Source organism: Sphingomonas sp. CCH9-F2, from assembly GCF_001556735.1.
Taxonomy (GTDB): domain Bacteria; phylum Pseudomonadota; class Alphaproteobacteria; order Sphingomonadales; family Sphingomonadaceae; genus Sphingomonas; species Sphingomonas ginsenosidimutans.
In genome coordinates this window covers 18267-37348 of the sequence record NZ_LSJO01000660.1, presented here as the reverse complement: position 1 = coordinate 37348, position 19082 = coordinate 18267, and the positions used below count along the sequence as shown (strand labels likewise).

Here is a 19082-nt window from a genome sequence, read left to right as displayed (position 1 = left end):
CATTCATCTCGTGACAGCCCGGAGTACCGCTCCCGCGATTACCCCATGTTTTCGGTCTCGATCACTCCGGTGACGGCCGCGCCGGGATAGAGCGGCGCATAGGCCGGCATCGTCACCTTCGCCGCGGCGGTGCCATCGGTGGCGCGGATCATGCCCTTTTCGCTCGTGATCGTCGACGTGCCCTTGCTGTCGTCGGAGGCAAAGGTCGTGCCGCCGACCGTGGTCGACTTCTCGCTCGATCCGCACGCGGCGAGCAGGGTGACGGCAAGCACGGTGGCGGCAACGGGGACGATCGGGCGCATAGGGCTTTCTCCGACGGGGCGATCACACAGGAACGGGCGCCCCGGCGCGCGATCGAACGACCGGGACGTCATGCCCCGTGCCTTTGCCGCGCCTGTGCGACGCTGGCAATGCCCCGCCCCGTGCCCGTCAGTCGCGATAGCCGGGGTCGATCCGGTCGAGCTTGCGCAGCAGCGCGGGCCACGCCAGCTTCTGCGCCAGCATCCCCATCCCCTTCGGATTCGACTGGCCGGCCACCTTGTCCTCGACGCCCTGCGGCGGGTTGTTCAGGTGCTCGCGCCCGGCGGACAGCATCAGCACCTGCGCCTCGCAAGCGCGCTCCAGGAAATAGAGCCGCAGGAAACACGACGCGACGCTGTCGCCCACCGCGAGCGTGCCGTGGTTGCGCAGGATCATGACGCTCTTGTCGCCGATGTCCTGCACCAGCCGCTCGCGCTCCTCCAGGTCGGTCGCGATGCCTTCGTAATCGTGATAGGCGACGTCGTGTCCCGCGATCATCGCGGTCTGGGTATGCGGCAACAGCCCGAATTCCATCGCGCTGACCGCCTGACCGTGCGGCGTGTGCAGGTGCATGACTGCATGCGCATCCTCACGCGCCATGTGGATCGCGGAATGGATCGTGAAGCCCGCCGGGTTGACTGGGTGCGTCGTCGCGCCGACCGGATTGCCCTCCACGTCGATCTTGACCAGCGAGGAGGCGGTGATCTCCTCGAACATCATGTCATAGGGGTTGATGAGGAAATGGTGTTCCGGCCCCGGTACGCGCGCCGACAGGTGCGTGAAGATCAGATCGTCCCAGCCGTACAGCGCCACCAGCCGGTAGGCGGCGGCCAGATCGACGCGCGCCTCCCACTCGCCGGGTGCGTATCGGGACGTATCCACCTGAGCCAGCGTCGCCATCACCACTCTCCTCGTCGCGTTTCGTTTGGCAACGGAATATCGGATCGCGCGGCCGCTGGCCACCCCCGGCGGGAGATCAGCGGCGCCGCTTTCCGGAATGACGGCGCGCCGGGCGGGGCGCACCGGCGGCAGGCGACGTCCCGGCCCAGTCGCGCTCGCGATACCATTTGGTGACGATATACTTGCTGCCGCGCGTCACCGGACGCCCGGCGTGCAGCGTGTGGCGGTTCGCCCGGCCGTCGGCGCCGATGTTGTTCCAGCACAGGATCGTCCCCTGCCGGGGTATGAACGCTTCCTCCAGATAGGCGAAATGCGTCTCACCGCCTTCCTCGGGTTCGTTGAGGTAGATCATCGCGGTCCAGGTACGGTTGCCGCAGCGCGACGCATGGGTGCCGGCATCGGGATGGTGCGGCTCGAAATAATCGTGGTGCAGGCGATATTCCTGCCCCTGCCCATAACGCTGGCCCTGGATCGGCTCGCCCAGCGTGGGCGCGATGCCCAGCAGCAGCGACAGGCGCAGGTCCAGCAATTGCACCACCGGCGCCGCGGGATCGAAGGCGCACGTCTCGCTGGTGCGTGCATCCGCCGCACCATAAGCGATCTGCGACGGCCGCCGGTTGGCGTCGATATAGCGCATCAGGATGTCGCATTCGCCCGGATCGAGGAAGCCGGGCATCGACCATAATTCGACCAGCGGGCTGGGATGGCGCGTCGCCCCGGCAAAGCGCGTCGCCAGCAGCATCTCCTCGCTCAGCACGATCGGTTGGTGGACGGACATGCGCGGCGCTCTCCCACCGCCCGCGGGCGTGCGGGCGGAACCGGCCCGGTCTAGGATCGCATGGTAAAGCGCGCGTTAACGCCGTCCGCCGGCCCGGCGCGCCGCCGGAGAGGACGGCGGCGTGCCCGCCGTCCACGCGCCGCCCTCACCTGCGTCGTCCATGTCGCGCCCGGCCAGCGCGCGGTCGAACCGCAGACCCGCGCGCCCGTCATCGACCCAGCGGATCACCGCCGCGACCCAGCGCCCCTCCTCCAGCTCGATCCGCACCGGATAGCCGACCGCCTCCTCCGGCAGGTCGATGCCGTCGATCATCACGCCGGTGGCGGACAGATCGCGGATGCGCACCTCGCCGCTTTCCTCGCCCAGCATCAGCCGCGCGGTGCGCAGCATCTTCTGCCGGATCGCGCGGCTGGTCTTGTGCCCGATCGCCACGGCATAGCCGCCCGCCGCCGCCAGCTGGTCGCGCACCGTCGCCAGCCGCGCCGGGCGGCCATAGACATAACCCTGGATATGGCTGCAGCCCAGGTCGCGGATCAGCGCGATCTCGTCCTGCTGCTCGACCCCCTCGGCGGTGGTTTCCATGCCCAGCGTATCGGCCAGGCTGACGATCGCCTTGATGATCGCGGCGTTGCGGTTGCCCGGCTGGATCGCGCCGCGCACGAAGCTCTGGTCGATCTTGATCTTGTCGAACGGCGCCTTCTTCAGATAGCCGAGGCTGGAATAGCCGGTGCCGAAATCGTCGAGCGCCAGCCGCACCCCGATCGACTTGAGCGTGCGGAACATCTGTTCGGACGAGGCATCCTCGTTCAGGAACACGCCCTCGGTGATCTCCAGCTCCAGCCGGTGCGGGGCGAGCCCCGATGCCGCCAGCGCGCTGGTGACGATCGCGGGCAGTGCGGGGTTGGCGAACTGGATCGGCGAGACGTTGACCGCGACGCGCACATGGTCGGGCCAGCCGGCCGCCTCCATACAGGCGGTGCGCATCACCCATTCGCCGATCGATTCGATCAGCCCGCATTCCTCGGCCACCGGCACGAAATCGGTCGGGCTGATCGCGCCGCGCTGCGGATGTTCCCAGCGCAGCAGCGCCTCATAGCCGACGATCAGCGCATCCTTCGTCGACACGACCGGCTGATAGGTCAGGTGGAACTGGTCGCGCCCCAGCGCCTGGCGCAGATCGTCCTCCAGCCGCTTGCGGTTCTGCGCGCCCTCCAGCAATTCCTCACGATAGAAACGGTGGACGCCGCGCCCGTCGGCCTTGGCCGCGTACAGCGCCAGATCGGCATTGCGGACCAGCGTCTCAGGCGAATCGCCGTGCAGCGGGGCGACCGCGATGCCGATCGAACAGCCGATCGAGAGCGTCGCGTGATCGATATGATAGGGCAGCGACAGCGCCGCGATCACGCGGTCCGCCAGCGCCGCCAGCCGGTCGCGATTGCCCTCGCGCGGGATCACCACCTGGAATTCGTCGCCGCCCAGCCGCCCGACCAGCCCCGCCTCGCCGATCGTGCGCTGCAGCCGCTGCGCGACCTCCTTGAGCAATTCGTCGCCGACCTGGTGCCCCAGCGTATCGTTGACCGCCTTGAACCGGTCGAGGTCGAGCAGGAACAGCCCGGTCGACCCGTGCCCGCCGCCTTGCGGGGTCAGCGCCTGTTCCAGCGACAGGCGCATCCGCTGGCGGTTGGCCAACCCGGTCAGGCTGTCGAACAGCGCCAGACGCGCGATCTCCGCATCGGCGCGGCGCCGCGCGGTCAGGTCCGCGCCCCAGCCGGCGAACCCCTGGAACCGGCCGAGTTCGTCATGGATCGCGCGGCCGGAAATCGACCACCAGCGTTCCGGTGCGTCCGCCGCAGCGGGGCAGACGGTGTAATCGGAAAAGGACGTGCGCGACGACATGTGGAACGACAGGGTGCGTTCGGTTTCCAGCTGCTGCGATTCGACGGCGAAGATCGCGGTCAGCGGCTGGCCGATCAGGTCGGCAGCGGCGTCAGCTTCGCCCGCCCCCACCCCCGACGCGCCGCGCAGCTGCTGAGCGACCTTTGCGGACAGATAGCTGATCCGCCCGTGGCGGTCGGTCTGCCAGAACCAGCCCGCGCCATGCGTTTCATATTCGCCCATCAGCCGCCGCGCCCGCCCGTCGTCGGCGCGCTCCACCCGCCGCGCGCGCGCCGCGCGCTGGTCGGTCACCCCGCCGTGCAGCTGAGCCAGGGCGTAGAGTGCCGCCACCGCCGTCGCCACCAGCGACGCCGCGGTGATGCCGTCGTTGGCGATCATCACCGCCGCCAGCATCGACGCGAAGGCGATGCTCGCCGCGCGGACCGGATAGAGCGCGGCCGCGACGACGATCGCGGTGCCCGTCACCGCGACGGTGGCGGCTTCGCCGATCCCGGCGGCGAACGCGGCAACGTCCATTCCGAGCAGCGACAGCGACAAGGCGATCCATGCTGCCGCCAGCGCCATCGCCGCGGTGCGGCGGTGCGCCATCATCCGCCCCCAGCCGGTCAGGATCATCAGGCAGGCCGGTGCCAGCACCAGCGCCGGGCCGGCGCGCAACGCCAGCGATACGGCCAGGTCATAGCGCCCCTGATGCGCGGCCAGCGCGATCAGCGCCGCCGGCACCGCCAGCAGCACCGCCATCGCCGCGGGCCACACCGCCGCCGCGGCACGCAGGGCGGCGCGGCGCTCGTCCTCGCACCCGTCGTCGGGTGCCGGCGTCAGCCCCAGCGCGCCGCCGGGGCCGGCGCGGGCGTCGAGGTCACGGGCAGGCTCGCGGAGACGGCGCATCATCGTGCCCGCGTAACCCGCCCATGGTTACGGAAATGCTTAGGCGGCGGGTTTGCCATGCCCGCAAACGGTCCGATATTGCCCGAAACGGCGACCCGCCCTACACCGCGCGGCCATGACGACGACGATCATCCGCGAAGCCGACCTGATCGAGAGTGTGGCCGACGCGCTCCAGTTCATCAGTTACTATCACCCGATGGATTACATCCGCGCGCTGGGCGAGGCCTATAAGGTCGAGCAGGGCCCCGCGGCGAAGGACGCCATCGCGCAGATCCTGACCAACAGCCGGATGTGCGCGGAGGGGCATCGCCCGATCTGCCAGGACACCGGCATCGTCACCGTGTTCGTCAAATGGGGGCAGGATTGCCGGCTGGAGAGCGACCGCTCGCTCCAGGAGGTCGTCGATGAAGGCGTGCGCCGCGCCTATCTCCACCCCGAGAACAAGCTGCGCGCCTCGATCCTGGCCGACCCCGCCTTCACCCGCCGCAACACCCGCGACAACACCCCCAGCGTGCTGCACGTCGAGATGGTGCCGGGCGCCAAGGTGCAGGTCGACGTCGCGGCCAAGGGCGGCGGCAGCGAGAACAAGTCGAAGTTCAAGATGATGAACCCCAGCGATTCGATCGTCGACTGGGTGCTGGAGATGATCCCGCAGATGGGCGCCGGTTGGTGCCCGCCCGGGATGCTGGGGATCGGCATCGGCGGCACCGCGGAAAAGGCGGTGTTGCTGGCCAAGGAAAGCCTGATGGGCCAGATCGACATGGCGCAGCTGAAGGCGCGCGGGCCGAAGAACGATCTGGAGACGCTGCGCATCGAAATCTTCGACAAGGTCAACGCGCTGGGCATCGGCGCGCAGGGGCTGGGCGGGCTGGCCACGATCCTGGACGTCAAGATCATGGACTGGCCGACCCACGCCGCGTCGAAGCCGGTGGCGATGATCCCCAATTGCGCCGCCACCCGCCACGCGCATTTCACGCTCGACGGCTCCGGCCCGGTCTATCTGGAAGCGCCGAAGCTGGAGGAATGGCCCGACGTCAACTGGACGCCGGACAAGGCCGCGATCCGCGTCGACCTCGACACGCTGACGCCGGAGGTGGTGCAGTCGTGGAAGCAGGGCGACCGGCTGCTGCTGAACGGCAAGATGCTGACCGGGCGCGACGCCGCGCACAAGCGCATCGCCGACATGCTGGCGAAGGGCGAGCAGCTGCCGGTCGAGTTCCGCGGCCGCGTGATCTATTACGTCGGCCCGGTCGATCCGGTGGGCGAGGAAGTGGTCGGCCCCGCCGGCCCCACCACCGCGACGCGCATGGACAAGTTCACGCGCATGATGCTGGACCAGGGACTGCTGGCGATGGTCGGCAAGGCCGAGCGCGGTCCGGCCGCCACCGACGCGATCCGCGAGGCGAGGAGCGCGTATCTGATGGCAGTCGGCGGCGCGGCCTATCTGGTGGCGCGCGCGATCAAGGGCAGCAAGGTCGTGGGGTTCGAGGACCTGGGGATGGAGGCGATCTACGAATTCGAGGTCAAGGACTTCCCCGTCACCGTCGCGGTCGATGCGGAGGGCAACAACGTCCACCAGCTCGCCCCGCTGGTGTGGAGGGAAAAGATCGCGAAGGAAGGCCTGCTGCTTCCCGCGTGATGCGGGGGTGCGGAAGGGGCGTTCGCAGGCGCAGCGTCAACCCCCTTCCCCCCCGCCGCCCTCGCTGCTATCGCCCGCGGCAAATAGGACATTCGCCTCCGCGCGCCCGTGCGGCACCTGCCGCCTCCCCGAGCGCGCCCGGCCCTTGAGGAAGGATCACGCCCATGACGGCCATCGGCCAGGATACCCTGAACGCCCGTACCACCCTGTCGGCCGGGGGCGCGTCCTACGACTATTTCTCGCTCAAGACCGCCGAGGAGAAGTTCGGCGATATCAGCCGTCTGCCCTTCTCGATGAAGGTGCTGCTGGAGAACATGCTGCGCTTCGAGGACGGCGTGACCGTCACGCAGGACGATATCAAGGCGATCGTCGACTGGCAGCAGGAGCGCCGTTCGGACCGCGAGATCCAGTATCGCCCCGCGCGCGTACTGATGCAGGATTTCACCGGCGTGCCGTGCGTGGTCGATCTGGCCGCGATGCGCGATGCTATCACCAAGCTGGGCGGCGACGCGGCGAAGATCAATCCGCAGGTGCCCGTCCACCTCGTCATCGACCACTCGGTCATGGTCGACGAATTCGGCACGCCCAAGGCGTTCGAGGATAACGTCGACCTGGAATATGCCCGCAATGCCGAGCGCTACGAATTCCTGAAGTGGGGATCGAAGGCGCTCGACAATTTCAAGGTCGTGCCGCCGGGCACCGGCATCTGTCATCAGGTGAACCTGGAATATATCGGCCATGCCGTCTGGGCGTCGCAGGAAACCGGCGACCATGCCAAGGGTGGCGCGACGATCGCCTATCCCGACACGCTGGTGGGCACCGACAGCCACACGACGATGATCAACGGGCTGGGCGTGCTCGGCTGGGGCGTCGGCGGGATCGAGGCGGAGGCCGCGATGCTCGGCCAGCCGGTGTCGATGCTGATCCCCGAGGTCGTCGGCTTCAAGCTGACCGGCGCGCTGCGCGAGGGCATCACCGCGACCGATCTGGTGCTGACCGTGACGCAGATGCTGCGCGCCAAGGGCGTCGTCGGCCGCTTCGTGGAATTCTACGGCCCCGGCCTCGACCAGATGACGCTGGCCGATCGCGCGACGATCGCCAACATGGCGCCCGAATATGGCGCGACCTGCGGCTTCTTCCCGGTCGACGACAAGACGCTGGACTATATGCGCCTGACCGGTCGCCCGGACGAGGTGGTCGCGCTGACCGAGGCCTATGCCAAGGCGCAGGGCATGTGGCGCCATGCCGACAGCCCCGATCCCGTGTTCACCGACACGCTGGAACTGGACATGTCGACGGTCGTGCCCTCGCTGGCCGGCCCGAAGCGCCCGCAGGACAAGGTCGCGCTGGACAAGGTCGACGACGTCTTCAACGCCGATCTGGCCAGGACCTATGGCAAGTCGGCCCCCGCGCGCGTCGCGGTGGACGATCGCAGGCATGACATCGGCGACGGCGACGTCGTGATCGCCGCGATCACCAGCTGCACCAACACGTCGAACCCGTCGGTGCTGGTCGCCGCCGGGCTGGTCGCGCGTAAGGCCCGCGAGCGCGGCCTGACGCCGAAGCCGTGGGTTAAGACCTCGCTGGCGCCGGGGTCGCAGGTGGTCACCGACTACCTCGACAAGGCCGGGCTGTCGGCGGATCTCGACGCGATCGGGTTCAACCTGGTCGGCTATGGTTGCACCACCTGCATCGGCAATTCCGGCCCGCTGGCCGCGCCGATCTCCGCCGCGATCAACGGCAACGATATCGTCGCCGCTTCGGTCCTGTCGGGCAACCGCAACTTCGAGGGCCGCGTGTCGCCCGACGTGCGCGCCAACTTCCTCGCCTCGCCGCCCTTGGTCGTCGCCTATGCGCTGAAGGGCACCGTCACCACCGACATGAACGCGACGCCGATCGGCCAGGGTTCGGACGGCGCGGACGTGTACCTGAAGGATATCTGGCCGACCAACCAGGAAGTCGCCGACCTGATGGCCGCGAACATCGACGACGGCATGTTCCGCGCGCGCTACGGCAACGTCTATGCCGGCGATGCCAAGTGGCAGGCGATCGACGTGACCGGTTCGGACACCTACACGTGGCGCGCCGGTTCCACCTATGTCGCCAACCCGCCCTATTTCGACGGCATGGGCATGACCCCGGCGCCGGTGACCGACATCATCGAGGCCAAGCCGCTGGCGATCCTGGGTGATTCGATCACCACCGACCACATCTCGCCCGCCGGTTCGATCAAGGCGGACAGCCCCGCGGGCACCTGGCTCCAGGAGCATCAGGTGTCGAAGCAGGACTTCAACAGCTATGGCGCGCGCCGCGGCCATCACGAGGTGATGATGCGCGGCACCTTCGCCAACATCCGCATCAAGAACGAGATGGTGCCGGGCGTCGAGGGCGGGATGAGCCGCTACGAAGGCCAGGTGATGCCGATCTACGACGCGGCGATGCGCCACAAGGCCGACGGCACCCCGCTCGTCATCGTCGCCGGCAAGGAATATGGCACCGGTTCGTCGCGCGACTGGGCAGCGAAGGGCACCAACCTGCTGGGCGTGCGTGCGGTCATCACCGAAAGCTTCGAGCGCATCCACCGCTCGAACCTGGTCGGCATGGGCGTCCTGCCGCTCCAGTTCGCCGAAGGCGTGACGCGCGAGACGCTGAAGCTGACCGGGGACGAGACGTTCACGATCCACGGCGTCGCATCGCTGCGCCCGCGCCAGGACGTGGAGGTCACGCTGGCCCGCCCGGACGGCACGACCGAGACGTTCATGACCCGCTGCCGCATCGATACCGTCAACGAGCTGGAATATTTCCTGAACGGCGGCATCCTGCAGTACGTGCTGCGCAAGCTCGCCGCATAACGCGCGGGAAGATCATCGTTTTTTGGAAGGGAGGGCCGCAACGCCCTCCCTTCTTCTTTTGGGGGGCAAGCGGATGAGCGACGATTACGTCTATGATGAGGCGACCGGCGAATGGGTGCCGGCGGGCGAGGCGAGCGCGCCCGCGGCGGTGCCCGCAGGTGACGGCGTCGAGGTGCGCGACGCGGTTGGCAACCTGCTGGCCGATGGCGACAGCGTGACGCTGATCAAGGACCTGAAGGTCAAGGGCACCAGCCAGACGCTGAAGCGCGGCACGGTGGTCAAGTCGATCCGTCTGACCGGCGACGAGCAGGAAATCGACTGCCGCTTCGACGGGATCAAGGGACTGGTGCTGCGCGCGGAGTTCGTAAAGAAGCGCTAGGCGCTTACCCGGCGTCCCGCTCGCGGACACATCAGTGTCACAAAGGCTCGCGCCGCCCCCCACTTGCCGCTACGTCGCGCGCCGGGGAGAGTGCGTGTGAACAAACCGCAGACCGTCGCGCGGCTGGCCGAGCTGGGCCGGGTGCCATTGTCGAAAAGCTTCTACATGCGCGATTTCCTCTATTCGGAAATCGCCGCGATGCACGGGCTGGCCAATGTGCCCGACGATCCCGATCTGGCGATCGCGGCGGGGACTCGGCTGTGCACCGACGTGCTGGAGCCGTTGCAGGATGCGTTCGGGCGGCTGTCGATCCGTTCCGGCCTGCGGTCGGCGGAGGTCAATGCGCTGGGTGCGGCCAAGGGCTATGGCTGCGCGCCCAACGAACGCAGCCTGGCGGGGCATATCTGGGACCGGCGCGATGCCGGCGGTCAGATGGGCGCGACCGCCGCGATCGTCGTCACCAGCTTCGCCGACGCCTTCACCGCGCCCGACGACTGGAAACGGCTGGCGTGGTGGATCCACGATCACCTGCCCTATTCGTCGCTGGAATTCTTCCCGGACCAATGGACCGTCAACGTGCAATGGCACGAACGCCCGCTGCGGATGATCTACAGTCACATCCCCGAGGCGCGCGGCTACCTGACCAAGCCGGGGATGGACGGGCATGACGCGGACCACCGCGACCTGTGGGACGGGATCGCGCCGCATCCGTGACGAATGAGGGGCCGCCGGTATCCCTTCCCCCACCGTCATCCCAGCGAAGGCTGGGATCTCCCGACGGCAACGCGGCCCGCCAGCCAATTACGAGACCCAGGCTTCGCTGGGGTGACGACATGGCGGCCAACCAGCCTAGCCCGCCAGCGCCGCCCCGGCGCGCTTGCGGCCCCACAGAAAGTACACCGCCAGCCCGGCGGCGTTCCACAGCACGAAATACAGCTGCGTCGTCGTCGGCAGGCTGAAGAACAGGTAGACGCATCCCGCGATGCCGATCGTGCCGACCAGCGGCGCGGCGGGGGTGCGGAAGGTGCGCGGCGCGTCGGGTTCGCGGCGGCGCATCACCAGCATCGCGACGCATACCGCGACGAACGCCGCCAGCGTGCCGGCGTTGGCGAGCGCGGCGATCGCGTCGATCGGCATCACCCCGGCGATGACCGCCACCAGCATCGCGGTCAGGATCGTGATCCGCACCGGCGTGCCGCGCTGCGACACCTCCGCCAGCGAGGCGGGCAGCAGCCCGTCGCGCGCCATCACGAAGAAGATGCGGCTCTGCCCGAACAGGAAGCCCAGCAGCACCGTCGGCAGCGCGATCACCGCGCTGGCCGCCAGGAAGGTCGCGAAGCCCGGCCGCCCGATCCCGCGCAGGATCAGCGCCAGCGGCTCCGGGCTGTCGGCAAAGGCGGTGTAGCGCAGCGCGCCGACCGCCGTGATCGCGACGCCCATGTAGATCACCACGCACCCGATCATCGACCCGACGATCCCGATCGCCAGGTCGCGGCCGGGGTTCTTCGTCTCCTCCGCCGCGGTCGATATCGCATCGAAGCCGTAGAAGGCGAAGAAGATGATCGCCGCCGCCGCCATCACGCCGCGCTCCGCCCCGTCGGGCGACACCGATTTGGCGAAGCCGTGCGGCATGAACGGCGTCAGGTTCGCCGCGTCGAAATGCGGCAGCGCGACCGCGACGAACACCCCCAGCGCGACCAGCTTCACCGCCACCAGCACCGCGTTCAGCGTCGCGCTTTCCTTCGTCCCCAGCATCAGCAGCCCGGCGACCACCGCGATGATGAACACCGCCGGCACGTTGACCAGCCCGCCCAGTTCCGGCCCCTGCGTCAGCGCGACCGGAAAGCCCCATGGGGTCAGCAGCGCGGAGGCATAGCCCGACCAGCCGACCGCCACGGTCGACACCACCAGCGAATATTCGAGGATCAGCGACCAGCCGATCACCCAGGCGATCACCTCCCCCAGCGCGACATAGCTGTAGGTATAGGCGCTGCCCGATGCCGGGATCATCGTCGCCATTTCGGCATAGGCGAGCGCCGCACACGCGCAGATCGCGCCCGCGATCACGAACGACAGGATCACGGCCGGCCCGGCGCGGTCGGCGCCGACCCCGATCAGCGTCAGGATGCCGGTGCCGACGATCGCCCCGATCCCCAGCGCGACCAGATGCGGCCACGACAGCGTCCGCGCCAGTTCGGTCCCGCCCTTGTGATCGACCGCGATCGGCTTCCTGCGCAACAGGCTCATCTCATCCCCTTGGTTTCTTGTGTTACGTGTAGGCGGGGAACCGCGCGGCGTCACCATCCAGCGTGAGCGGGTGGCCTAAGCCGATACCGTCACCCCTGCGCAGGCAGGGGTCTGTCGATGGTCGGTCCGTCGGTGGCCCCACGGGAAGACCTCAGCCTTCGCTGGGATGACGGAGGGGAGCGTCGCCCCAGCGAAGGCCGGGGCCTGCCACGGTCTGTCCTATCCTATCCCCGCAGCGCCGCCGCCAGCGTCGCGACCGCCCGGCTTTCGGCCACCCGCCGCGCCGAATCCGCGGCGGTCGCCAGCCCGATCACGCGCCGCCGCGCGAAGCCCTCCAGCGGCACCAGCGCCACGCCGTCGCACGCGAAGCATTCCGGCATCACCGTCACCGCCAGCCCGGCCGCGACCAGCGCCAGGGCGCGGTCGTCGTTGGTGGTGCGCGCGGCCATGAACGGGCGCACGCCCCGGCTGGTGAAATGGCGGCTGACCTCGCTCAGCGCCTCGCAATGCCGGCGCACGATCATCGGTTCGCCCGCGATCCGTTCGGCCGCGACCGCCGCCTCGGCCGCCAGCGGATGCGCGGCGGCCATCGCCACGCGATAGCCTTCCTCGAACAAGGGCGTGCCGCCCGCATCGGGACCGATCACCGCGTCGATGCGCCCGCGCTCCAGCGCGGCGGCCAGTTCGCGGTCGCGTCCCTCCACCACCTCCAGCCGCTCGTCCGGCGCCGCCGCGACCGCGTGCGCCACCGCTGCGCCGACCAGCGCGGCCGGCAGCGTGGAAACGATGCCGATGCGGATCAGACGGGTGGGCGCGCTCGCCACCCCGCCGCCCTCCGCGCGCGCGAACTCCGCCTCGATCCGCCGCGCCGCGCCGACCAGCCGGCTGCCCGCGGCGGTCAGTTCGACCCGGCGGCTGGTGCGCGTCAGCACCGGCTCGCCCAGCAACGCTTCCAGCCTCGCGATCCCCGCCGACAGCGTCGGCTGCGTCACCCGGCACGCGGCGGCGGCGCGGGTGAAGCTGCCGTGATCGACGACGGCGAGGAAATAACGCAGCAGCGCACGGTCAAGCATAGACGCCGTCTATCGTTTGGCGCGTGTCGCGGCAATTTTACTGTCGCGCGCGCCGCCGATAGGATGCCCCCAAAGGAGAGACGCATGAACGGCCTCGATTTCGCGCTGGGCGAGAACGCGCAGATGATCCGCGACACCACGCGCCGCTTCGCCGAGGAGCGGATCGCCCCGCTGGCGGCGCGGATCGACGCGCAGGACTGGTTCCCGCGCGACGAATTGTGGCCGGAGATGGGCGAACTGGGGCTCCACGGCATCACCGTGGAGGAAGCCGACGGCGGGCTGGGCCTGGGCTATCTCGAACATGTCGTCGCGCAGGAGGAGGTCGCGCGCGCCTCCGCGTCGATCGGGCTCAGCTATGGCGCGCATTCCAACCTGTGCGTCAACCAGATCCGCCGCTGGGCCAGCCCTGAGCAGAAGGCCAAGTACCTCCCCCGCCTGATCAGCGGCGCGCATGTCGGCAGCCTGGCGATGTCGGAGGCGTCGGCCGGCTCCGACGTGGTGTCGATGAAGCTGAAGGCGCAGCGGACCGATGCCGGCTGGGTGCTGAACGGCACGAAGTTCTGGATCACCAACGCGCCTTATGCCGATGTACTGGTCGTCTATGCCCGCACCGGGGAGGGCAGCCGCGGGCTGACGACGTTCCTGATCGAAAAGGACATGCCGGGCTTTTCGATCGGGCAGAAGATCGACAAGATGGGGATGCGCGGCAGCCCCACCGCGGAACTGGTGTTCGCCGATTGCGAGGTGCCGGCCGCCAACGTGATGGGGCCTGAGAACGGCGGGGTCGGCGTGCTGATGAGCGGGCTGGATTACGAGCGCACCGTGCTGGCGGGCATCCAGCTGGGGATCATGCAGGCGTGCCTCGACACCGTCCTGCCCTATGTGCGCGAACGCCAGCAGTTCGGCGTGCCGATCGGCCATTTCCAGCTGATGCAGGCCAAGGTCGCCGACATGTACGTCGCGCTCAATTCGGCGCGCGCCTATGTCTATGCGGTGGCGCAGGCGTGCGACGCCGGCCGCACGACGCGCTTCGATGCGGCCGGCGCGATCCTCTACGCCAGTGAAAACGCCTTTCGCGTCGCGGGCGAGGCGGTGCAGGCGCTGGGCGGTGCCGGCTATACCAAGGACTGGCCGGTCGAACGCTATCTGCGCGACGCCAAGCTGCTGGATATCGGCGCGGGGACGAACGAGATCCGCCGGATGCTGATCGGGCGCGAACTGATCGGAGCGGCGGCATGACGACGACGACGCCTATCCTCCCCGGCAAGGGGAGGATGTGATAACCGCCCCCACCCTCACCACCGCGCTGTCGCGCGACGACGCGACGTTCCGCGCCAATGACGCGCACAACCGCGCGCTGGCCGCCGACCTGCGCGAGCGTGTTGCCGCCGCCGCGCTGGGCGGCAACGCGAAGAGCCGCGAGCGGCATGTCGCGCGCGGCAAGCTGCTGCCGCGCGAGCGCGTCGAACGGCTGCTCGATCCCGGCACCGCCTTCTTGGAGATCGGGCAGCTGGCGGCGAATGGCCTCTACGATGACGAGGTACCCGGCGCAGGGATGATCGCAGGCGTCGGTACTGTGAGCGGGCGGCTGGTGATGATCGTGTGCAACGATGCCACGGTGAAGGGCGGCACCTATTATCCGCTGACCGTGAAGAAGCATCTGCGCGCGCAGGAGATCGCGCAGGAAAACCGCCTGCCATGCATCTATCTGGTCGATTCGGGCGGTGCCAACCTGCCGCACCAGGCGGAGGTATTCCCGGACCGCGACCATTTCGGCCGCATCTTCTTCAACCAGGCGAACATGTCGGCGCTGGGCATCCCGCAGATCGCCTGCGTGATGGGCAGCTGCACCGCGGGCGGCGCCTATGTCCCCGCCATGTCCGACGAAACCGTGATCGTGCGCGAACAGGGCACGATCTTCCTCGCCGGCCCGCCGCTGGTGAAGGCGGCTACGGGCGAGGTCATTTCCGCCGAGGAACTGGGCGGCGCGGAAACCCACGGGCGCCGTTCGGGCGTGGTCGATCACGTCGCGCAGGACGACGAACATGCGCTGACGATCGTGCGCGACATCGTCGCCACCCTGCCCCCCGGCCTGTCGGACGGCGTGCTGCCGGAGGGCGCGGCGCCGCTGCTGCCCGCCGACGACCTGTACGGCATCGTGCCGCAGGACGTGCGCGCGCCCTATGACGTGCATGAGGTGATCGCGCGGCTGGTCGACGGCAGCCGCTTCCACGAATTCAAGGCGCTGTACGGCGCGTCGCTGGTCTGCGGCTTCGCGGCGATTCACGGCCAGCCGGTCGCGATCCTCGCCAACAACGGCGTGCTGTTCAGCGAAAGCGCGCAGAAGGGCGCGCATTTCATCGAACTGGCGTGCCAGCGGCGCGTGCCGTTGCTGTTCCTCCAGAACATCTCCGGCTTCATGGTCGGCGGGAAATATGAGGCGGAGGGGATCGCCAAGCACGGCGCCAAGCTGGTCACCGCGGTCGCCACCGCCTCCGTCCCGAAGCTGACGGTGCTGATCGGCGGCAGTTTCGGCGCGGGCAATTACGGCATGTGCGGGCGCGCCTATTCCCCGCGCTTCCTGTTCACCTGGCCCAATGCGCGGATCAGCGTGATGGGCGGGGAACAGGCCGCCAGCGTGCTCGCCACCGTCCACCGCGACGCCGACCGCTGGACGCCGGAGGAAGCCGAAACCTTCAAGGCGCCGGTCCGCGCAAAATATGAGGAGGAGGGCAACCCCTATCACGCGACCGCGCGACTGTGGGACGACGGCGTGATCGACCCGGCGCAGACCCGCGACGTCCTGGGCATGGCGCTGCGCGTCGCGACGAACGCCCCGATCCCCGACGCGCCGCGCTTCGGCATTTTTCGGATGTAACGCGATGATCCACACCCTGCTCATTGCCAACCGCGGCGAGATCGCCTGCCGTATCATCCGCACCGCGCGTGCGATGGGCATCCGCACCGTCGCGGTCCATTCCGAGGCCGACGCCGCCGCGCTGCATTTGCGCGAGGCGGACGAGGCGGTGGCGATCGGCCCGGCGCCGGCGCGCGACAGCTATCTGCTGCCCGAACGCATCCTGGCCGCCGCGCGCGAGACGGGTGCGCAGGCGATCCACCCCGGCTACGGCTTCCTCAGCGAAAATGCCGACTTCGCGCAGGCCGTCATCGACGCCGGGCTGATCTGGGTCGGCCCGAACCCCGACAGCATCCGCGCGATGGGGCTGAAGGACGCGGCCAAGGCGCGGATGATCGCCGCCGGCGTGCCCGTCACCCCCGGCTATCTGGGCGAGGACCAGTCGCCTGGGCGGCTGGCGGCCGAAGCGGACGCGATCGGCTATCCGGTGCTCATCAAGGCGGTGGCCGGCGGCGGCGGCAAGGGGATGCGGCAGGTCGATGAGGCCGCCGCCTTCGCCGATGCGCTCGCTTCTTGCCGCCGCGAGGCGGCTGCCGCGTTCGGCGACGATCGCGTGCTGATCGAAAAGTACATCCTGTCGCCCCGCCATATCGAGGTGCAGGTGTTCGGCGACCGCCACGGCAACGTCGTCCACCTGTTCGAGCGCGACTGTTCGCTCCAGCGCCGTCACCAGAAGGTGATCGAGGAGGCGCCCGCCCCCGGCATGGACGAGGCGACGCGCGCGGCGGTGTGCGACGCCGCGGTGCGCGCCGCGCGCGCAGTCGATTACGTCGGCGCGGGAACGATCGAGTTCATCGCCGACGCCAGCGACGGCCTGTCGGCCGACCGCATCTGGTTCATGGAGATGAACACGCGGTTGCAGGTGGAGCATCCGGTGACCGAGGCGATCACCGGGGTCGATCTGGTCGAATGGCAGTTGCGCGTCGCGGCGGGCGAGGCGCTGCCGGTCACGCAGGACGACCTGTCGATCCACGGCCATGCGATCGAGGCGCGGCTGTATGCCGAGGATCCGGCGAAGGGCTTCCTGCCGTCGATCGGCACGCTGGAGGCGTTCGACCTGGGCGATCCCGCGGACACCGGCGTGCGCGTCGATACCGGGGTGGAACAGGGCAGCGTCATCTCGCCCTGGTACGACCCGATGATCGCCAAGCTGATCGCGCATGGCGACACGCGCGAGGAAGCGCGCGCGCGGCTGGCCGATGCGCTGGACGAGGCGATCGTGTGGCCGGTGCGCAGCAACGCCGGCTTCCTGGTGGAGGCGCTGGACCATCCCGATTTCGTCGCCGGGGCGATGGACACCGGGCTGATCGCGCGCGCTGGCGATGCGCTGATGCCGCCCGCCGAGCCGAGCGAGGAAGCGCTGGTCGCCGCCGCGGCGGAGCTGACCGGCCCCGCCTTCCTGCCCGGCTTCCGCCTCAACGCCGCGCCGCGCCGGGCCGGCACGTTCCTGCTCGACGGGCAGCCGATCGCGATCGACTTCGGCGATGCGCCCGTCGCGGACGAAGCGGTCGATACCAGCATCCTGATCTCCGAAGGCGGGCAGACCTGGGCGCTGGCGCCGTTCCGCGCCGCGGGCGGTGCGGCCGGCGGCGCGGCCGATGGGGCGATCCTGGCGCCGATGCCGGGGCGCGTGATCGCGGTCGAGGTGGAGACTGGCGCGCGAGTCGTGCGCGGGCAGAAGCTGCTGGTGCTGGAAGCGATGAAGATGGAGCATGCGCTGACCGCGCCGTTCGATGGCACGCTGGCGGCGCTCCACGCCACCACCGGCGCGCAGGTGACCGAGGGGGCGTTGCTGGCGCGGATCGACGCCGACTGACCCGCGCCGACGCTTGCGTTACCGCCGCCGCCCGCCCAAGGCAGCGGCATGCGGGTGCGCGATTTCCTGTTGCTGGTGGCGGTGTGCCTCATCTGGGGGTTCAGCAACGTCGTCAGCAAGATCGTGGTCAGCGACTGGCAGGTGCCGCCGCTGTTCTTCGCCGCGGCGCGCTTCGCGATCGTGGTCGCCGCGACCGCGCACTGGCTGTTGCCGATGCCGCGCCCGGCATGGCGGATCGTCGCGATCGGGCTGTTGATGGGCGGCGGCAATTTCGCGCTGCTGTTCCTGGGGTTGCAGACCGCCTCCCCCTCCGCCGCCGCCGTGGTGGTGCAGATCGGCGTGCCGTTCACGACATTGCTGTCGGTGGTGATCCTGAACGAACGCATCCACTGGCGGCGCGGGCTGGGGATCGCGCTGACGCTGGCGGGGGTGCTGCTGGTGGTGTGGCGGCCGGGCGGTATCGCGATCTCGGGCGGGCTGCTCTACATCGTCGCCTGCGCCTTTGCCGGGTCGCTGGGCGCGATCCTGATGAAGCAGATGACCGACGTGCCGCCGCTGCGGTTCCAGGCGTGGGTCGGCCTCACCTCGTGCGCGCCGCTGGCGCTGGCGTCGGCGGCGTTCGAAACGGGCCAGTGGAGCAGTTCGGTCGCGGCGGGCTGGCCGTTCGTCGCCGCGCTGCTGTTCGCCGCGCTGCTGGTGTCGGTGTTCGCACACACCGCTTATTACGGGCTGATCGCCCGCTACGAAGCGAACCTGATCGCGCCGCTGACGCTGATGACGCCGCTGTCCACCATGGCGTTCGGCGTCGCGCTGACCGGCGATCACCTCGACGTGCGGATGATCGCGGGGGCGGCGCTGGCGCTGGGCGGGGTGCTGATCGTCGCGCTGCGCCGCAAGCGCGCCACCGAAGTGCTGGTGATGAGCGAGCGGCCCTAGAACAGCCGGAACGCGGCCCAGATCGTCGCGATCCACCCCGCCAGGCATGCCGCGATCGTCAGCAGCAGCGCGCGCGTCCCCTGCACGCCGTCGCCGATCGAGGTTTCCGCGGGCGGCGCGGGGGTTGGCCAAGGCACCACGGGGTCGGCGGGCGGGGCGAGCAGCGCGGCCAGTTCCGCGTCGTCCAGCGGGCTGACGAAGGCGCAGCCATATTGGCCGCCGGCATCCTCGCGCACGACCCGCGCCGCGCGCGCGCCGATGCCGGCCAGCCCCAGGGTGATCGAATCGCCCGGCGCCAGCGCAACCGTCGCGGGGATGCGGAAACCGGTCGCCGATACCTCGCTGACCAGCACGTCGTGCGGCGCGCGCACCGGGTCGCGAAGCGTCCCCCCCAGCGCCACCGCATGGCGCGCGCCGCCGCGCGCTTCATGACAGTACAGCGTCGCCACCAGCGTCGTCAC

General features: G+C 69.4%; 15 protein-coding genes. 8 read left to right on the top strand and 7 right to left on the bottom strand.

Translation table 11 applies throughout. The features are described 5' to 3' along the window. Positions 1-38 precede the first annotated feature (38 nt). From AX685_RS18810 to AX685_RS18795, 4 genes are all read right to left on the bottom strand, one after another. Positions 39-374 carry a hypothetical protein gene (locus AX685_RS18810; protein WP_156445933.1) on the bottom strand — a complete coding sequence of 112 codons (336 nt, stop codon included), beginning with the start codon at positions 372-374 and terminating at the stop codon, positions 39-41. A gap of 55 nt (positions 375-429) precedes the next feature. Next, on the bottom strand, positions 430-1200 hold the full coding sequence (locus AX685_RS18805; RefSeq protein ID WP_066491436.1) for a class II aldolase/adducin family protein: 771 nt from the start codon (positions 1198-1200) through the stop codon (positions 430-432). A gap of 76 nt (positions 1201-1276) precedes the next feature. Beyond that, entirely contained in the window at positions 1277-1978 is a 702-nt protein-coding gene (locus AX685_RS18800) for a prolyl hydroxylase family protein (protein ID WP_066491435.1), read from the bottom strand. Between the two features lie 75 nt (positions 1979-2053). After that, on the bottom strand, positions 2054-4765 hold the full coding sequence (locus AX685_RS18795) for an EAL domain-containing protein (RefSeq protein WP_066491434.1): 2712 nt from the start codon (positions 4763-4765) through the stop codon (positions 2054-2056). A gap of 112 nt (positions 4766-4877) precedes the next feature. On the opposite strand from AX685_RS18795, the gene AX685_RS18790 reads away from it, so the two are divergent. The 4 genes from AX685_RS18790 (at position 4878) to AX685_RS18775 (ending at position 10346) form a co-directional block, all read left to right on the top strand. Then, on the top strand, positions 4878-6401 hold the full coding sequence (locus AX685_RS18790; RefSeq protein WP_066491433.1) for a fumarate hydratase: 1524 nt from the start codon (positions 4878-4880) through the stop codon (positions 6399-6401). A gap of 164 nt (positions 6402-6565) precedes the next feature. Further along, entirely contained in the window at positions 6566-9253 is a 2688-nt protein-coding gene (gene acnA / locus AX685_RS18785; protein WP_066491424.1) for an aconitate hydratase AcnA, read from the top strand. A gap of 73 nt (positions 9254-9326) precedes the next feature. Next, entirely contained in the window at positions 9327-9632 is a 306-nt protein-coding gene (locus tag AX685_RS18780) for a zinc ribbon domain-containing protein YjdM (RefSeq protein ID WP_066491422.1), read from the top strand. Between the two features lie 96 nt (positions 9633-9728). Continuing rightward, positions 9729-10346, top strand: a complete 618-nt coding sequence (locus AX685_RS18775; protein WP_066491419.1) for a hypothetical protein — start codon at positions 9729-9731, stop codon at positions 10344-10346. A 135-nt stretch (positions 10347-10481) separates the two neighbouring features. Here AX685_RS18775 and AX685_RS18770 read toward each other — a convergent pair whose 3' ends face one another. Both AX685_RS18770 and AX685_RS18765 read right to left on the bottom strand, forming a co-directional pair. Further along, the gene (locus tag AX685_RS18770) at positions 10482-11879 is read right to left on the bottom strand and encodes an amino acid permease (RefSeq protein WP_066491417.1); all 1398 of its coding nucleotides are present in this window, start codon (positions 11877-11879) and stop codon (positions 10482-10484) included. Between the two features lie 224 nt (positions 11880-12103). Next, entirely contained in the window at positions 12104-12952 is an 849-nt protein-coding gene (locus tag AX685_RS18765; RefSeq protein ID WP_066491415.1) for a LysR family transcriptional regulator, read from the bottom strand. An 84-nt stretch (positions 12953-13036) separates the two neighbouring features. Here AX685_RS18765 and AX685_RS18760 point away from each other — a divergent pair, with 84 nt between their 5' ends. The 4 genes from AX685_RS18760 to AX685_RS18745 are packed head-to-tail and all read left to right on the top strand — an operon-like array spanning position 13037 to position 18621. After that, on the top strand, positions 13037-14191 hold the full coding sequence (locus tag AX685_RS18760; RefSeq protein WP_066491413.1) for an acyl-CoA dehydrogenase family protein: 1155 nt from the start codon (positions 13037-13039) through the stop codon (positions 14189-14191). Between the two features lie 40 nt (positions 14192-14231). Beyond that, positions 14232-15830, top strand: a complete 1599-nt coding sequence (locus tag AX685_RS18755; protein ID WP_066491447.1) for a carboxyl transferase domain-containing protein — start codon at positions 14232-14234, stop codon at positions 15828-15830. Between the two features lie 4 nt (positions 15831-15834). After that, on the top strand, positions 15835-17685 hold the full coding sequence (locus AX685_RS18750; RefSeq protein WP_066491412.1) for an acetyl/propionyl/methylcrotonyl-CoA carboxylase subunit alpha: 1851 nt from the start codon (positions 15835-15837) through the stop codon (positions 17683-17685). A gap of 48 nt (positions 17686-17733) precedes the next feature. Beyond that, positions 17734-18621 carry a DMT family transporter gene (locus AX685_RS18745; protein ID WP_066491411.1) on the top strand — a complete coding sequence of 296 codons (888 nt, stop codon included), beginning with the start codon at positions 17734-17736 and terminating at the stop codon, positions 18619-18621. Here the strand turns inward: AX685_RS18745 and AX685_RS18740 are convergent. After that, the gene (locus AX685_RS18740) at positions 18618-19082 is read right to left on the bottom strand and encodes a PilZ domain-containing protein (RefSeq protein WP_156445932.1); all 465 of its coding nucleotides are present in this window, start codon (positions 19080-19082) and stop codon (positions 18618-18620) included. The genes AX685_RS18745 and AX685_RS18740 overlap by 4 nt on opposite strands.

What these genes read in the sequence shown, in the direction of transcription:
- AX685_RS18810 (WP_156445933.1), bottom strand. Translation starts at nt 374, where the DNA reads ATGACGTCCCGGTCGTTCGATCGCGCGCCGGGGCGCCCGTTCCTGTGT.
- AX685_RS18805 (WP_066491436.1), bottom strand. Translation starts at nt 1,200, where the DNA reads ATGGCGACGCTGGCTCAGGTGGATACGTCCCGATACGCACCCGGCGAG.
- AX685_RS18800 (WP_066491435.1), bottom strand. Translation starts at nt 1,978, where the DNA reads ATGTCCGTCCACCAACCGATCGTGCTGAGCGAGGAGATGCTGCTGGCG.
- AX685_RS18795 (WP_066491434.1), bottom strand. Translation starts at nt 4,765, where the DNA reads ATGATGCGCCGTCTCCGCGAGCCTGCCCGTGACCTCGACGCCCGCGCC.
- AX685_RS18790 (WP_066491433.1), top strand. Translation starts at nt 4,878, where the DNA reads ATGACGACGACGATCATCCGCGAAGCCGACCTGATCGAGAGTGTGGCC.
- acnA (WP_066491424.1), top strand. Translation starts at nt 6,566, where the DNA reads ATGACGGCCATCGGCCAGGATACCCTGAACGCCCGTACCACCCTGTCG.
- AX685_RS18780 (WP_066491422.1), top strand. Translation starts at nt 9,327, where the DNA reads ATGAGCGACGATTACGTCTATGATGAGGCGACCGGCGAATGGGTGCCG.
- AX685_RS18770 (WP_066491417.1), bottom strand. Translation starts at nt 11,879, where the DNA reads ATGAGCCTGTTGCGCAGGAAGCCGATCGCGGTCGATCACAAGGGCGGG.
- AX685_RS18765 (WP_066491415.1), bottom strand. Translation starts at nt 12,952, where the DNA reads ATGCTTGACCGTGCGCTGCTGCGTTATTTCCTCGCCGTCGTCGATCAC.
- AX685_RS18760 (WP_066491413.1), top strand. Translation starts at nt 13,037, where the DNA reads ATGAACGGCCTCGATTTCGCGCTGGGCGAGAACGCGCAGATGATCCGC.
- AX685_RS18750 (WP_066491412.1), top strand. Translation starts at nt 15,835, where the DNA reads ATGATCCACACCCTGCTCATTGCCAACCGCGGCGAGATCGCCTGCCGT.
- AX685_RS18745 (WP_066491411.1), top strand. Translation starts at nt 17,734, where the DNA reads ATGCGGGTGCGCGATTTCCTGTTGCTGGTGGCGGTGTGCCTCATCTGG.